This window comes from Noviherbaspirillum sp. (assembly GCF_036563305.1).
Classification (GTDB): Bacteria; Pseudomonadota; Gammaproteobacteria; order Burkholderiales; family Burkholderiaceae_D; genus Noviherbaspirillum.
Genome location: NZ_DATCMQ010000004.1, coordinates 20,258 through 35,737 on the forward strand (window position 1 = coordinate 20,258; position 15,480 = coordinate 35,737).

Annotated in this window: 13 protein-coding genes; 7 read left to right on the top strand and 6 right to left on the bottom strand. The window is 65.9% G+C overall.

Features of this window, described 5'->3' with window-relative positions; genetic code table 11:
• Positions 1-32: 32 nt before the first annotated feature.
• The 3 genes from gatA to gatB are packed head-to-tail and all read left to right on the top strand — an operon-like array spanning position 33 to position 3,450.
• Positions 33-1,493 (top strand): Asp-tRNA(Asn)/Glu-tRNA(Gln) amidotransferase subunit GatA, encoded by a 1,461-nt coding sequence (gatA, locus tag VIM12_RS01055; protein WP_331939748.1) that lies wholly within the window; start codon positions 33-35, stop codon positions 1,491-1,493.
• Positions 1,490-1,978 carry a hypothetical protein gene (locus VIM12_RS01060; protein ID WP_331939749.1) on the top strand — a complete coding sequence of 163 codons (489 nt, stop codon included), beginning with the start codon at positions 1,490-1,492 and terminating at the stop codon, positions 1,976-1,978. The genes gatA and VIM12_RS01060 overlap by 4 nt, the downstream gene beginning before the upstream one ends.
• 11 nt (positions 1,979-1,989) lie before the next feature.
• Positions 1,990-3,450, top strand: a complete 1,461-nt coding sequence (gene gatB, locus VIM12_RS01065; RefSeq protein ID WP_331939750.1) for an Asp-tRNA(Asn)/Glu-tRNA(Gln) amidotransferase subunit GatB — start codon at positions 1,990-1,992, stop codon at positions 3,448-3,450.
• Positions 3,451-4,355: 905 nt separating this feature from the next.
• Here the strand turns inward: gatB and pyrE are convergent.
• Positions 4,356-5,021 carry an orotate phosphoribosyltransferase gene (pyrE, locus tag VIM12_RS01070; protein WP_331939751.1) on the bottom strand — a complete coding sequence of 222 codons (666 nt, stop codon included), beginning with the start codon at positions 5,019-5,021 and terminating at the stop codon, positions 4,356-4,358.
• Between the two features lie 132 nt (positions 5,022-5,153).
• Between pyrE and VIM12_RS01075 the strand changes: the two genes are divergently transcribed.
• Positions 5,154-5,951, top strand: a complete 798-nt coding sequence (locus tag VIM12_RS01075) for an exodeoxyribonuclease III (RefSeq protein ID WP_331939752.1) — start codon at positions 5,154-5,156, stop codon at positions 5,949-5,951.
• Here the strand turns inward: VIM12_RS01075 and VIM12_RS01080 are convergent.
• The 4 genes from VIM12_RS01080 to metX form a co-directional block, all read right to left on the bottom strand.
• Positions 5,938-6,825 carry a M48 family metallopeptidase gene (locus tag VIM12_RS01080; RefSeq protein ID WP_331939753.1) on the bottom strand — a complete coding sequence of 296 codons (888 nt, stop codon included), beginning with the start codon at positions 6,823-6,825 and terminating at the stop codon, positions 5,938-5,940. The two genes, VIM12_RS01075 and VIM12_RS01080, sit on opposite strands and share 14 nt — an antisense overlap.
• A 57-nt stretch (positions 6,826-6,882) precedes the next feature.
• Positions 6,883-8,181 (bottom strand): AmpG family muropeptide MFS transporter, encoded by a 1,299-nt coding sequence (locus tag VIM12_RS01085; protein ID WP_331939754.1) that lies wholly within the window; start codon positions 8,179-8,181, stop codon positions 6,883-6,885.
• 75 nt (positions 8,182-8,256) lie between these two features.
• Complete coding sequence (metW, locus tag VIM12_RS01090; RefSeq protein ID WP_331939755.1) at positions 8,257-8,871, bottom strand: methionine biosynthesis protein MetW; 615 nt, start codon at positions 8,869-8,871, stop codon at positions 8,257-8,259.
• Positions 8,868-10,016, bottom strand: a complete 1,149-nt coding sequence (gene metX, locus VIM12_RS01095; protein ID WP_331939756.1) for a homoserine O-succinyltransferase MetX — start codon at positions 10,014-10,016, stop codon at positions 8,868-8,870. The genes metW and metX overlap by 4 nt, the downstream gene beginning before the upstream one ends.
• A 463-nt stretch (positions 10,017-10,479) precedes the next feature.
• Between metX and VIM12_RS01100 the strand changes: the two genes are divergently transcribed.
• From VIM12_RS01100 to VIM12_RS01110, 3 genes are all read left to right on the top strand, one after another.
• The gene (locus VIM12_RS01100; RefSeq protein ID WP_331939757.1) at positions 10,480-11,460 is read left to right on the top strand and encodes a tripartite tricarboxylate transporter substrate binding protein; all 981 of its coding nucleotides are present in this window, start codon (positions 10,480-10,482) and stop codon (positions 11,458-11,460) included.
• Positions 11,461-11,623: 163 nt separating this feature from the next.
• Positions 11,624-12,118: a tripartite tricarboxylate transporter TctB family protein gene (locus VIM12_RS01105; protein ID WP_331939758.1), complete on the top strand. Its 495-nt coding sequence runs from the start codon at positions 11,624-11,626 to the stop codon at positions 12,116-12,118.
• A 2-nt stretch (positions 12,119-12,120) separates the two neighbouring features.
• Positions 12,121-13,638, top strand: a complete 1,518-nt coding sequence (locus VIM12_RS01110) for a tripartite tricarboxylate transporter permease (protein WP_331939759.1) — start codon at positions 12,121-12,123, stop codon at positions 13,636-13,638.
• A gap of 89 nt (positions 13,639-13,727) precedes the next feature.
• Here VIM12_RS01110 and ptsP read toward each other — a convergent pair whose 3' ends face one another.
• Positions 13,728-15,476 carry a phosphoenolpyruvate--protein phosphotransferase gene (gene ptsP, locus VIM12_RS01115; RefSeq protein WP_331939760.1) on the bottom strand — a complete coding sequence of 583 codons (1,749 nt, stop codon included), beginning with the start codon at positions 15,474-15,476 and terminating at the stop codon, positions 13,728-13,730.
• Positions 15,477-15,480: the final 4 nt, after the last annotated feature.

Sequence of the window (15,480 nt, forward strand, 5' to 3'; positions counted from 1 at the left end):
CAGCGCCGCTCCACGCGGCCCTGCCCCATCCCATGCATACCAAGACCATCAAAGAACTCTCCGCCCTGCTGCAGTCCAGGCAGGTATCGGCGACCGAACTGGCCCGGCTGTACCTCGACCGCATCAGCCGGAGCGACCTCAACGCATTCATCCACGTCGACGAGGAACTGACCCTCGCCCAGGCGAAGGAGGCCGATGTCCGGCTGGCAAGCAACGGCGCCACTGCCCTGACCGGCATTCCGATCGCGCACAAGGACATATTCGTCACCCGCGGCTGGCGTTCCACCGCCGGCTCGAAGATGCTCTCAAGCTACAGCAGCCCCTTCGATGCGGCGGTGGTGGATCAGTTCCATGCAGCAGGCACTGTTACGCTCGGAAAGCTGAACTGTGATGAATTCGCCATGGGGTCGTCCAACGAGAACTCGTACTTCGGCCCGGTGAAGAACCCCTGGGACAGGCACGCGATTCCCGGCGGTTCCTCGGGCGGCTCGGCAGCCGCCATCGCCGCCCGCCTCGCGCCGGCGGCGACGGCCACCGATACCGGCGGCTCGATCCGCCAGCCGGCCTCGCTGTGCGGCGTCACCGGCATCAAGCCGACCTACGGGCGCGTGTCGCGCTACGGCATGATCGCTTTTGCATCGTCGCTCGACCAGGGCGGCCCGATGGCACAGACCGCCGAGGACTGCGCGCTGCTGCTCAACGCGATGGCAGGGCACGATCCGCGCGACTCGACCAGCCTGGACCGCCCGACGGAGGACTTCGGCCGGGCGCTTGGCGACAGCCTGCAGGGACTGCGCATCGGCATCCCGCGCGAGTACTTCGGCAACGGCCTTGCTGCCGACGTGGAGCAGGCGGTGCGCGAGGCGCTGCGCGAGTACGAGAAGATGGGCGCGACGCTGGTCGACATCTCGCTGCCGAAGACCGAGCTGTCGATCCCGGTCTACTACGTCATCGCGCCGGCCGAAGCCTCGTCCAACCTGAGCCGCTTCGATGGCGTGCGCTACGGTCATCGCGCGCAGGATTACAAGGACCTGGCCGACATGTATCGCAAGTCGCGCGCCGAAGGCTTCGGCGACGAGGTCAAGCGCCGCATCCTGGTCGGCGCCTATGTGCTGTCGCACGGCTACTACGACGCCTATTACCTGCAGGCGCAGAAGATCCGCCGCCTGATCGCCCAGGATTTCCAGAATGCGTTCACGCAGTGCGACGTGATCATGGGGCCGGTGTCGCCGACCGTGGCCTGGGATCTCGGCGACAAGGCCGACGACCCGGTGGCCAACTATCTTGCCGACATCTACACGCTGTCCACCAGCCTGGCAGGCCTGCCCGGCATGTCGATCCCCTGCGGCTTCGGCCAGGGCGACAAGAACGGACGGCGCCCGGTCGGCCTGCAGCTGATCGGCAACTACTTCAATGAAGCGAAGCTGCTCAACATCGCCCACCAGTACCAGTGCGTGACCGACTGGCACAAGCGGGTACCGGAAGGCGTATGAGACCGTCGATCAGCCTGCTCGCCGCCTGTGCCGCGCTCGTCTGCGCGCCCGGACTTGCCCAGGTGCTGGAAACCCGGTTCTCGTGCAGCACCGTGCGCACCGAGGACGGCGAGAAGCTGATCTACTCCGACATCGGCAATGCGCGCCTGCGCGGCGACCGCATCGAATCCTTCAGCTGGGAGTCGGCGCTGTACCGCAGCACGCATGGCTTCGACTGCAGCATCGACGACGGCGACGGGCTGGTGGCGGAGGTGCGGGAAGAAGCGCCGCGCACGACCTGGCGCGTGGCCCTGAAGAACCCGCTCGAGGCCCGCGCACGGCGGGGCTACGACTACGCGCACGGCATCAACTGCAGCATCCGGCTGGTGCGGGAGGGCGACCGGCTGGAAGTGAAGCCGAGCTGCCCGGCGATGTGCGGCTCGCGCCCGAATTTCACGTCGCTCTCGGTGAACATCTCCACCGGCGAGTGCCGTTACGAAGAATGAGTGAGGAAATTATGCAGTGGGAAATTGTCATCGGCCTGGAAACGCATGCGCAGCTCTCCACCGAATCGAAAATCTTCAGCGGCGCATCGACCCGTTTCGGCGCCGCGCCCAACACCCAGGCCAGCCCGGTTGACCTGGCGCTGCCCGGCGTGCTGCCGGTGATGAACAAGGGCGCAGTGGAAAAGGCGATCCAGTTCGGCCTCGCCATTGGCGCCACCGTCGCGCCGAAGTCCATCTTCGCGCGCAAGAACTACTTCTACCCCGACCTGCCGAAAGGCTACCAGATCAGCCAGTACGAGATCCCGGTGGTGCAGGGCGGCCGTGTCTCCTTCGTGCTGGAGCAGGACGGCAAGGCCGAGCTGCGCAGCGTGCAGCTGACGCGCGCCCACCTGGAGGAAGACGCCGGCAAGTCGCTGCACGAGGACTACCACGGCATGACGGGCATCGATCTCAACCGTGCGGGCACGCCGCTGCTGGAGATCGTCACCGAGCCCGACATGCGCAGCGCGGCGGAAGCGGTGGCCTATGCGAAGGCGCTGCATTCGCTGGTGGTCTGGCTGGGCATCTGCGACGGCAACATGCAGGAGGGCTCGTTCCGCTGCGACGCCAACGTATCGGTGCGCCCGCGTGGCCAGGCCGAGTACGGCACCCGTTGCGAAATCAAGAACCTGAATTCCTTCCGCTTCCTTGAAGAAGCGATCAACTACGAGGTGCGGCGCCAGATCGAGCTAATTGAGGACGGCGGACGCGTGGTGCAGGAGACCCGGCTGTACGATCCGGACCGGAAGGAGACGCGGTCGATGCGCAGCAAGGAGGACGCGCAGGACTACCGCTACTTCCCCGACCCCGACCTGCCGCCGCTGGTGATCGCGCAGGAATGGATCGAGCGCGTGCGGTCCGCAATGCCGGAGCTGCCGGGCGCGATGCGCGAGCGTTTCGTGAACGATTACGGTCTGCCCGAGTATGACGCGGCGGTGCTGACCCAGTCCAAGGCCATGGCCGGCTATTTCGAAGCCGTGGTGGCGAAGGCGGGCAAGGAGCAGGCCAAGCCCGCGGCGAACTGGATGATGGGCGACGTATCGTCGACGCTCAACCGCGAGGGTGTCGACATGGCAGAGGCGCCGGTGCAGGCGGCACAACTGGCGCTGCTGCTGCAGCGCATTGCGGACGGCACCATCTCCAACAAGATCGCCAAGGAGGTATTCGCGGCGATGTGGGAAGCGAAGTCGGACAATCCCGCCTTGGCGGACGAGATCATCGAGTCCAAGGGACTCAAGCAGATCTCGGATACCGGCGCGCTCGAAAAGATCGTTGATGAGGTGCTGGCGGCGAATGCGAAGTCGGTGGAAGAGTACCGCTCCGGCAAGGAGAAGGCTTTCAACGCGATTATCGGGCAGGCGATGAAGGCGACCAAGGGGAAGGCGAATCCGGCGCAGTTGACGGAGTTGTTGAAGAAGAAGCTGGCGGGCTAGCACTGCAGGCGCTTCGGTGTGCCGCGGATGTTGTCGCCTCTTGGGTGATTCACGCGACTAGATCCCGGCGCCGCCTGCCTTTCTGCACCTGCGGGGAGCATGCGAAAAAGGGGCGCAGCCTGCTTACAGGACCGCGCCCCTTTTGAATTCCAGGCCCCCAGTCTTACAGGGGGCGCCCTCTACGGCTGCCGGCTACGGGGAGCGTCCGCACTCCCCACTTGCGCCCGGCATACACAATGCAAACGATGAATTTACCACTGTGTAGGCCCGGCCTTTCTGTTCCCAAGCCTTCTTGCGAAGGGGCCGGATACTCGGCTTCAGTCAATTACGCGTTAGCGACCGACAGGAAGCAGTCGTCGTTGGCCGGAGCCTTCGACATAAACGTGTTGACGTTTATTGGTTTTGCGCTATTAGCGTCAGGCGCCTGACGTGCTGTGGTGTCGGGTACTTGTGCCGCCTGTCGAAACCAGGTCACCCCCTTCAGATGGCAGCGCCGTGTATTTGCTCACGGTGTGGCGTCGCCATTTGGTGGAGGTGGGGAGAATCGATCTCCCGTCCAGACCGCCTTTCGCCTTCACGTTTTGCGAGGTGGTGGCCTCGCATACAGCAATTCTTTGAAGCTTTGCTGGTGAGTGGCGGGGGTGACGGGATGGTTCCTTCGGGCGGTGTGGGATGTATGACGGCTTGGCGGTCCGGCCTAGTTACGCGGCGGCTTTTTGGACCGCCCCATGCGAGGTCTTGGAGTTAGGGTCTGCTATTCGTTCAGTCTTGCTGCTTGGTTTTCTTCGGTGCCCCAGTGCTGTTGCCACTCCGTGGACAATAGCCGGGACTGGCCCCGGCGGGCATCCACGGAGTGACAACAGCTCAGGGGCACCGAAAAGAAGAGGAGAACCGGTACCCGAACATCACGCCACCCCATACCTCGCGCGATAAGCCGCCACCGCCTCCCGATACTGCGCGAGTTCACCCCCCGCGCCAGCCCGCGAAATATACTCCAGCAAATCATCCAGATTGCCGATCGAAACCACCGGCATCCCGTACGCCTTGCTCACTTCCTGCACCGCCGAGTGCTCCGACAACGCCCCATCCTTTCCCGACCGTTCCATGCGGTCGAGCGCGATGAGCACCGCGCAGGGCGTGGCACCCGCCGAGCGGATCATGTCCACCGACTCCCGCACCGAGGTGCCGGCCGAGATCACGTCGTCGATGATCACCACTCTGCCCTGCAGCCTGGCGCCGACGATGGTGCCGCCTTCCCCGTGGTCCTTCGCCTCCTTGCGGTTGTAGGCGAACGGCACGTTGCGGCCCCTGGCGGCGAGCGCGACCGAGGTGGCGGCGGCCAGGGTGATGCCCTTGTAGGCAGGGCCGAACAGCATGTCGAATTCCACGCCGGAGTCGAGCAGCGTCTGTGCATAGAAGTCGGCCAGGCGGCCCAGCGTCGCCCCTTCGTTGAACAGGCCGGCATTGAAGAAATACGGCGAGTTGCGCCCCGCCTTGGTGACGAAATCGCCGAAGCGCAGGACGCCGGTGTCGACGGAGAATGCGATGAATTCCTGACGGAGCTTGCTCAAGATGGCCTCGATAGATAGAAGAAAGACAAGGTTCAGCCGCGCTGAATGAAACCGGAATTGTAGCGTCCCCGGCGATCCCAAAACCGGGATCGGATCGGTTATCCTAGCCGCTCGTTTTTTCCAGGCAAGGCCATGCTCAAGATCATCTCCGCCAACCTCAACGGTATCCGCTCCGCCGCCAAGAAGGGCTTTTTCGAATGGATGGGCAAGGAGGCGCCGGACTTCGTCTGCGTGCAGGAACTGAAGGCGCAGGCAGCCGACATGACGCCGGAATTCCTCAATCCCCACGGCTACCACGGCCATTTTCACTACGCGGAGAAGAAGGGCTACTCCGGCGTGGGGGTCTATTCGAAACTGGAGCCCGACGCGATCCGCGTCGGCTTCGGCTGTGACGAATTCGACGCCGAAGGCCGCTACGTGCAATGCGACTTCGGCAAGCTCAGCGTGATCTCGCTGTACTGCCCGTCGGGCTCATCGAGCGACGAACGGCAGCAGGCCAAGTTCCGCTTCATGGAAGTGTTCCTGCCCCACCTGCGCGAACTGCGCAACTGCGGCCAGGAGATCGTGATCTGCGGCGACTGGAACATCGCGCACAAGGAAATCGACCTGAAGAACTGGAAGTCGAACCAGAAGAACAGCGGCTTCCTGCCGGAGGAACGGGAATGGATGACGCAAGTCTTCGGAAACGCCGGCTGGGTCGATGTCTACCGGGCACTGCATCCGGAAACCACCGCCGAGGCCTACACCTGGTGGAGCAATCGCGGCCAGGCCTGGGCCAACAACGTCGGCTGGCGCATCGACTACCATGTCTCGACGCCGGCGCTGGCGGCGAAGGCCAGCGCCGCAGCGATCTACAAGCAGGAGCGCTTTTCCGACCATGCGCCGCTGACAGTGGAGTACAGCGGCGCGTCGGCCTTCATCGGTAGATAGGGGTGATGCCGTCCATGTTGCTCTTGTAGGGCGGCAGCGACGACTGGGCGACGCCCTTCGTCTTCGCATAAAGGGGCATCACCGACGGCAGGTGACGCTGGATCTCGGCGATGCGGCTCTTGCCTGCCGGATGGGTGGACAGCCACTGCAGGTTCTCGGTCTTGTTGACCATGCCCATCTTGCGCCACAAGGCGATGCCCGCCCGCGGGTCGTAGCCGGCACGGGCGACAATGTCCAGTCCCACCAGGTCGGCCTCGGTCTCGTCGTCGCGCGAGAATTTCAGCATGGTCAGATTGGCGATGCCGCCGGTGGCGGCGCCGGCCAGGTTGGGGTCGATGCCGAGCAGTGCCGACAGGCCGAACCCGGCGATCTTGGCCCCGGCACTGGCCAGACCGGACTTGGCGACGCGCTCGCGGCCGTGTTCGCGCAACGCATGGGCGATCTCGTGCCCCATGACGATGGCGACCTCGTCGTCGGTCAGTTTCAGTTGGTCGAGGATGCCGGTGAAGAAAGCGATCTTCCCGCCGGGCATGCAGAACGCGTTGATGTCCTTCGAGCCGATCAGGCTGACTTCCCATTTCCACTGCGCGGCGCGCGGATTCCAGCGTACCGCGTGCGGCACCAGCTTGTTGGCGATGGCGTTCAGGCGCTGCACCTGCGGATGGTTGTCCGGCGCCAGCGCCTTGTGCTGACTGGCCTCCTTGCGGATGTCGAGATACTGCTGCGCGGCGGCCGCCTCCAGTTCCTCTTCCGGCACCAGCTTGCGCAGGGCCGACATCTCGTCGACCTGCACGCCTTCCGCATCCGCCTTCCCTGCCCATGCCGGCACCGCGAGCAGTGCCCAGGTGACTACCGCAACCCCTTGCCAGATCATCTCTTGCCCTTCCCTGCGAAAAAATGAAAACCCGCCCTGATGCAGCGGCCGCCCGCATCAGCGCGCGCCCGCATCCTCGCCGAGCCGCACGCGCGGCGCGAGCCAGAAATACAGGGCGATCGCCGGCACGATCGCCAGCGTGGTGATCCAGAAATACGGCGCATATCCGACCGCTTCCACGATGCGGCCGGAATAGAAGCCGAGCACCTTGCCCGGCAGCGTGATCAGCGAACTGAACAGCGCGTACTGGGTCGCGGTGTAGCGCTGGTTCACCAGCGCCGACAGGTAGGCCACGGCGGTGGTGCCGAGCAGGCCCTGCGCCAGGTTTTCGCCGGAAATCACCAGCGTCAGCATGCGCACATCGCCGTTGGCGCCGATCAGCCAGAGGTAGAGCAGGTTCGAAAGCGCGCCGAGCACGATGCCGACCAGCAGCGCGCGTTCGACGCCCCAGCGCACCACCGCCATCCCGCCGAGGAAGGCGCCGGCAATCCCGATCCAGATGCCGTAGATCTTCGACACCGCGGCGATCTCGGTCTTGGTGAAACCCTGGTCGAGATAGAACGGCCCCATGATGCCGCCCACGAGCGCCTGGTCCGACACCTTGAACAGCAGGATGAACAGCAGCACCAGCAGGCCGACGCGCCCGCCAAAGCGGCGGAAGAAATCGGCGAACGGCTCGACCACACCTTCGCGCATGGCCTGCGCCCAGTTCTGCGCCTTCACGCGCAACACGTCGGGCTCGCGCGCCTTCAGCGTCAGCACGACGGGAATCAGCAGGCAGGCGGCCATCGCCACATAGACATTCGACCATGTCGTGTGGTCGGCCAGCACCAGCGCGCCCGCGCCGGTGACGATCAGCGCGATCCGGTAGCCGAGCGAATAGGTGGCGACCAGCGCGCCCTGCGCCTCGACCGGCGCGATCTCGATGCGATAGGCGTCGACCACGATATCCAGCGTGGCGCCGGCGCTGGCCACGAGCAGGGTCAGGACGACGAAGGGCCCGAGCTGCACGGGGGTGACCACCGCCATTGCCACCAGCCCGAACATGATCAGCACCTGGGTCAGCAAGAGCCAGCTGCGGCGCTGGCCGAGCCGGCCCAGGAGCGGCAGGCGCAGCCGGTCGACCAGCGGCGCCCACAGGAACTTGAAGGAATAGGCCAGGCCGGCGCTGGCGATCATCGTGATGTCGCGCAGCGTGATGCCGTTTTCCCGGAGCCAGTACGCCACGGTGCCGGCCACCAGCAGGAAGGGCAGGCCGGACGCGAAGCCGAGGAAGAACATCGTCCACGAGGACGGATGCAGGAAGGCGTCGCGGATGCGGGGCGCGGACTTCTCCGTGCTTTCGTTGGCAATCATGCAGTGGCGTCCATCAGAAGTGAGGCGCGGGCCTTGCCCGGCCCGCGTGGTTGTCGGTCGCGATCGCAGCCGCGGTCACGCTCTTGCGTTCTGCTTGCGCAGCCGGAAAACCGCCAGGCTGCCGCGCGCGTTGGGCAGGAACCGTATCGGTTTTCCTTCCCGCAGGGAAATGCAATCGAGCACTTCGAGCCCCACCTTGTTCGCAAGTTCCGCAAAATCCTTGATCGTCGAATAGCGGACGTTGGGCGTGTCGTACCACTGGTAGGGCAGCGACTTCGACACCGGCATGCGCCCACGCAGGATGGACAGGCGGTGAGGCCAGTGCGCGAAGTTCGGGAATGACACGATGGCATCGCGACCGACCCGGGCAATGCCCTGCAGCGTGCCTTCGACGTCCTTCATCATCTGCAGCGACGACAGGCACAGCACCGTGTCGAAGGCATTGTCGGAAAACATGGCCAGGCCGGCCCGCATATCCTGCTGGATAACCGAGACGCCCCGCGCAACGCAGGCGCGGATCTTGTCGTCGTCGATCTCGACACCGTAGCCGGTGCAGGCCTTGTCGGACTGCAGGTAATCCATCATCACGCCGTCGCCGCAGCCGAGGTCCAGCACGTGCGAGCCCTGGGCGACCCAGTGGGCGATGAATGCCAGGTCCGCCCGGCGCGTGGAGAGTTCGTCGAACTTCATGCCAGGCCTCCCTGTTGCAGCTCTTTCCATATCTGGTCGTAGTAGGCGCGCACCACGCCCATGTAACGCGCGTCCTCCAGCAGGAAGGCGTCATGCCCGTGCGGGGCGTCGATCTCGGCGTAGGCGACGCGGCGCCTGTTCTTGACCAGCGCCTGCACGATCTCGCGGCTGCGCTCGGGCGAAAAGCGCCAGTCGGTGGTGAACGACACCAGCAGGAATTGCGCGCGGGTCTGCTCCAGCGCTTTCGCCAGGTCGTCGCCGTATTCGCGCGCCGGGTCGAAGTAGTCGAGCGCCTTGGTGATCAGCAGGTAGGTGTTGGCGTCGAAATACTCGGAAAACTTGTCACCCTGGTAGCGCAGGTAGGACTCGATCTCGAAATCGATGCCGAAGCCGAACTGGTAGTCGCCATTGCGCAGGTCGCGGCCGAATTTCTCGGCCATGCTGTCGTCGGACAGGTAGGTGATGTGGCCGACCATGCGCGCCACCCGCAGGCCGCGCTTGGGTACCACGCCGTGCGCATAGAAGTCGCCGCCGTGGAAATCCGGGTCGGTCAGGATGGCCTGCCGGGCGACGTCGTTGAAGGCAATGTTCTGCGCCGACAGTTTCGGGGTGGAGGCGATCACGATGCAGTGGCGCAGGCGCTCCGGGTACAGCATGCTCCAGGAGAGCGCCTGCATGCCGCCGAGCGAGCCGCCCATCACGGCGGCGAACTGCGCGATGCCGAGCGCGTCGGCGAGGCGCGCCTGCGCCGCCACCCAGTCTTCCACCGTGACCACCGGGAAGTCCGCCCCGTAGGGCTTGCCGGTCGCCGGATTCTCGTGCATCGGGCCGGTCGAGCCGAAGCAGGAACCGAGGTTGTTGACCCCGATGACGAAGTAGCGGTCGGTGTCCAGCGGCTTGCCGGGCCCGACCATGTTGTCCCACCAGCCCACGTTCTTGCTGCCGTCCGCGCTCTCATACATGCCCGCCACGTGGTGCGAGGCGTTCAGCGCATGGCAGACCAGCACCGCGTTGGAGCGGTCGGCATTGAGGGTGCCGTAGGTCTCGTACATCAGGGTATAGCCGGAGATGGAGGCGCCGCTGCGCAGCGGCAGCGGCTCGGCGAAATGCATGGATTGCGGGGTGACTATTCCGACGGATGACATAGGGTTCCAGGGATCGGGTCGGCGCCGCCGGACCCGCAAACAAAAAAGCCCGAAAGCGGGCAGCGCATCGGGCTAAATTCTGGGCTTGTGGCAAGCACGCTTTAGCCGTATTTATTTCGCGCCCGCAAGCTGATTATCAAATCGGCGCGTTGCGTAAGAATAACCAAGTCGCCCCCGGGCGTCAAACCAGGCGGCGCGCCGGGCACGCCGCCACGGCCTTGCCGGGCGCATGACGCCCGCCCCCTCCCCTCATCGGCGCCGATTGCGAAAACGCAAACGGATCGCTGTCGGAATGCGTACCCGTCCCCGGCCGGGGTAATTTAGGCGGACCGTCGACATGTCCGGACGGCGGAAGATCGAAAGCTATTTGCAAGCTGACATGGAATAGAGTAGTCGACCGGCGGAAACCCGCGCCATGCGTTCACCAATAAAACGGGTCCATTTACAGGAAGAAGGAGAGATCATGATGTCATTCCAGAACCGCTTTTCGTTCGGCCGCCTGCTGGCGGCATCCGTCACCGCCCTCGGCCTGCTCGCCGCCGGCCCCGCCGCCGCCGTCGATGCCATCAAGATCCTGGTGCCGGCCAATCCGGGCGGCGGCTGGGACCAGACCGGCCGCGGCCTGCAGCAGGCGCTGCAGCAATCCGGCGTGAAGCGGGTCCAGGTCGACAACAAGGGCGGCGCCGCCGGCACCATCGGGCTGGCGCAGTTCGTCAATTCGGCCAAGGGCGACCCGGGCGCCCTGCTCGTCGGCGGCAGCGTGATGGTGGGCGGCATCGCCCTCAACAAGTCGCCGGTCAACCTGTCCCAGGTCACCCCGATCGCCCGCCTCACCGGCGAATACGACGTGCTGGTGGTTCCCGCCAATTCGCCGATCAAGTCGCTCAAGGACCTGATGGCGCAGTTCAAGTCGAATCCGGGCAGCGTCTCCTGGGGCGGCGGCTCGGCCGGCGGCACCGACCACATCATCGTCGGGATGATTGCGCAGAGCCAGGGCATCGACGTCAGCAAGATCAACTACATCGCCTTCGCCGGCGGCGGCGAAGCGCAGGCGTCGGTGATGGGCGGCCATGTCACGGTCGGCCTGTCCGGCTACAACGAGTTCGCCAGCCAGATCGAGGCGAAGAAGCTGCGCCCGCTGGCCGTCACTTCCGGCAAGCGGCTGCCGGGCATCGACGTGCCGACGCTGAAGGAACAGGGCGTCGACGTCGAACTGGCCAACTGGCGGGGCGTGTTCGGCGGACCCGGCCTGAACGACGCGCAGAAGAAGGAACTGACCGCCGCCGTCGAGGCCGCGGTCAAGAGCAAATCCTGGCAGGACCTGCTGCAGAAGAACGGCTGGAGCGATGTCTACCTGGCCGGCGACGCGTTCAAGAACTACCTCGACAACGAGATCGCCAGCACCGAGAAGATCATCGGCGGCCTCGGCCTGGTAAAGAAGTAAGTCGCCCGGCGCTCCCCGCGCCGGACGCCGCAACGGCGGCGCTTCCCATCCGGGACGCGCCGCGCCACCGTACCCATGATCCCGCTCACGCGCCCGGCGATCCCGCTGGCGCGCGCTGCCTGCGTGGACTACAACGAGGGTGCGCTCCCTCTCAAGGTGACACATGGATTCCCGCTCCCGCATCAAATCCGGCATCAACCCCGGCGAGCTGTTGATGGCGCTCGGCCTTGCCGCGCTCGGCATTTTCGTGATCGCCGGCACCCAGGACATCGGCGGCGGCTCCGCCTATTCGCAGGTCGGACCACGCAGCTTCCCGCTCGTGATCGGCGCCGGCCTGGTGATCCTCGGCGCCGTCCTCGCGTGGCAGGCCGTATCCGGCGGCTGGCGCAACGTGCCAATGGACGAACCCCATGAGGCCCCGGACTGGATGGCCTTTGCCATCCTCAGCGGCGCGATCATCCTGCACATGGCCGCCATCGCCTGGGCCGGCTTCATCCTCGCCTCGACCTTCCTCTTCACCCTGATCGCGCGCGGTTTCGGCAGCCGCCGCCTGGTGCGGGACATCGTGATCGGCCTGGTGCTGTCCACGCTGGCCTACTTCCTGTTCACCCGCGGTCTCGGACTGAATCTGCCGGCCGGCCTGCTGGGAGGATTCTGACCATGGATACCCTGTCCTCCCTGATGTCGGGGTTCGCCGTCGCCCTGACGATGCAGAACCTGCTGCTCGGCTTCATCGGCGTCACCCTTGGCACCCTGGTCGGCGTGCTGCCCGGCGTCGGTCCCGCGCTGACGGTGGCGCTGCTGCTGCCGGCCACCTCCGGCTTCGACCCCACCGGCGCCTTGATCATGTTCGCCGGCATCTACTACGGCGCGATGTACGGCGGCTCCACCACCTCGATCCTGCTCAACACGCCGGGAGAATCGGCGACCATCGTGACAGCGCTGGAAGGCAACATGATGGCCAAGAGCGGGCGCGGCGGCCCCGCCCTGTCCACCGCCGCGGTGGGCTCCTTCGTCGCCGGCACCCTGTCGGTGGCGATGCTGACCGTGGTGGCGCCGATGGTCGTCAGCGTGGCGCTGCAGTTCGGCCCGGCCGAGTACTTCTCGGTGATGGTCTTGGCCTTCGTGACCGTCTCCACGCTGCTCGGCAGCTCGATGGCGCGCGGCTTGGCCAGCCTGTTCTTCGGCCTCTGGATCGGCCTGATCGGCATCGACGGCCAGACCGGCCAGTCGCGCTACACCATGGGCATACCGGAGCTGCTCGACGGCATCGACGTCGTGGTCGCGGCGGTCGGCCTGTTCGCCATTGGCGAGACGCTCTACCTCGCCACCTACCTCAACCGGAACGCCGACCGGGTGGAGCCGATCAAGGGCTCGGTGTGGATGTCGAAATCGGACTGGGCGCGCTCCTGGAAGCCCTGGCTGCGCGGCACCTTCCTCGGCTTTCCGCTCGGCGCGATGCCGGCGGGCGGATCGGAGATCCCGACCTTCCTGTCCTATGCCGCCGAGAAGAAGCTGAGCCGCCACCCGGAGGAATTCGGCAAGGGGGCGATCGAAGGCGTGGCCGGACCGGAAGCGGCCAACAACGCCTCCAGCACCGGCACGCTGGCCATGCTCCTGACGATCGGCCTGCCGACCTCGGCCACGGCCGCCATCGTGCTGGCGGCCTTCCAGCAGTACGGCCTGCAGCCGGGACCGCTGCTGTTCGAGACGCAGCCGCTGCTGGTCTGGGGACTGATCGCCTCGATGTACATCGGCAATGTGCTGCTGCTGGTGCTGAACCTGCCGCTGGTCGGCCTCTGGGTCCGGCTGCTGTCGATCCCGCGGCCGCTGCTGTACGGCGGCATCCTGGTGTTCGCGACGCTGGGCGCCTACGGCATACGGAATTCCTGGTTCGACCTGCTGCTGCTGTACATCATCGGCCTGATCGGCTTCCTGATGCGGCGCTATGACATCCCGGTGGCGCCGACCATCGTCGGCATGATCCTCGGTCCGGTGGCCGAGCAGCAACTGCGGCGCGCGCTGTCGATCAGCCAGGGCGACCTGTCGATCTTCGTCACCAAGCCGATCTCGGCATCGGTGCTGGCGCTGACCGTGCTGCTGGTCGTCGCGCCGATGCTGTGGAAGCGGCATGCGCGGCGACGGGCCGCGCTCGCTGCCGGCATCCCGGCGGCCTAGCAAAGTTCCGTCGGCGCCCGGCCGCTTTCACGCCGGGAAATGAAGAAGGGGGCGCGTGCGCCCCCTCTTTCATTGCCGCTGCCGGCTGCTCACAACGCCCGCAGCTCCTCGACCGCGCCGGCTATCGCGTCGGGCTCCATGGTCTTCAGGATCTTGCGGGTACGCGGCGTGATCGCGCCCAGGTCGCTGTTGAGGATCTCCTGCTTGACCTGCAGCAGCTGGGTCGGGTGCATCGAGAACTCGCGCAGGCCCATGCCCAGCAGCAGCCGGGTCAGCTTCGGGTCGCCGGCCATCTCGCCACAGACCGACACCGGGACGCCGGCCTTGGCGCCGGTCGCGATCGTGCTCGCCAGCAGGAAGAGCACCGCCGGATGCAGCGGATCGTACAGGTGCGCCACTTCATGGTCGGCGCGGTCGATCGCCAGCGTGTACTGGATCAGGTCGTTGGTGCCGATCGACAGGAAATCCATGCGCTTGACGAACAGCGGCAGCGACAGCGCCGCGGCGGGGATCTCGATCATCGCGCCCACCGGCATCAGCGGGTCGAACTTCCTGTTGGCCTCGCGCAGCTGCGCCTTCGCCTGCTCCAGCAGGGCCATGGCCTGGTCGATCTCGAAGGCGTGCGCGAGCATCGGGAACAGCAGCTTGACCGGCCCGTAGGCGGAGGCGCGCAGGATCGCGCGCAGCTGCACCAGGAACATCTGCGGCTCGGCCAGGCAGAAACGGATCGCGCGCAGCCCGAGCGCCGGATTGAGCGCCGTCTGCTCGGCCACGTCGAGCGGCTTGTCGGCGCCGATGTCCAGCGTGCGGATCGTCACCGGCCGGCCCTTCATCGCCACCACCGCCTTGCGGTAGGACTCGAACTGTTCGTCCTCGGTCGGCAACCGCTTGCCGTTGCCGACCCGGCCCATGAAGAGGAATTCGGAGCGGAACAGGCCGACGCCGGCGGCGCCCGCCTCCAGCGCCCCGGCGCAGTCCTCGGGCAGCTCGATGTTGGCCAGCAGGGCAATGCCGGTGCCGTCGCGGGTGATGGCGGGCGTCTTGCGCAGCTTGCTGAGCTTCTTGCGGTCGCGCATCAGCCGCTGCTGGCGTTCCCGATACTGGTCGAGCACGCCCGGCGTCGGATCGACGATCACCACGCCGGCATCGCCGTCGATGATCACCCAGTCGTCCTGCTGGATCAGCGCCGACGCGTGGTCCATGCCGACCGCCGCCGGAATGTCGAGGCTGCGCGCGACAATCGCGGTGTGGGAATTCTGCCCGCCGAGGTCGGTGACGAATCCGCCGAATGCGCGGTCCTTGAACTGCAGCATGTCGGCCGGGGAGATGTCGTGCGCGACCACGATCATGCGGCCGGCGGCTTCCTCGCCATCCTGCGTCGGCAGCTTGCTCGCGCTGCCGGTGAGGACCTTCAGCACCCGCTCGCCGACCTGCTGGATGTCGCTCTTGCGCTCGCGCAGGTAGGCATCCTCGATCTCGTCGAACTGGGCCGACAGCTCGTCGATCTGCGTCACCAGCGCCCACTCGGCGTTGTAGTGGCGGGAGCGGATGATATCCAGCGGCACCTCGGCGATCATCGGGTCGGACAGGATCAGCGCATGCACGTCGATGAAGGCGCCGAGTTCCGCCGGCGCGTCCTTCGGCAACCCGGTCCACATCGTCTGCAGCTCCGCATGCACGGTCTCGATTGCCTTCTGCAGGCGCTCGACCTCGGCCTCCACCTGGTCTTCGGAGACCAGGTAGTGCCTGACGTCGAGGGCCGCCGGCGCAACCAGGTGGGCGCGGCCGATGGCGATGCCGCGCGAGACAGGAATGCCGTGGAGCGTGAACGAAGCCATGCGG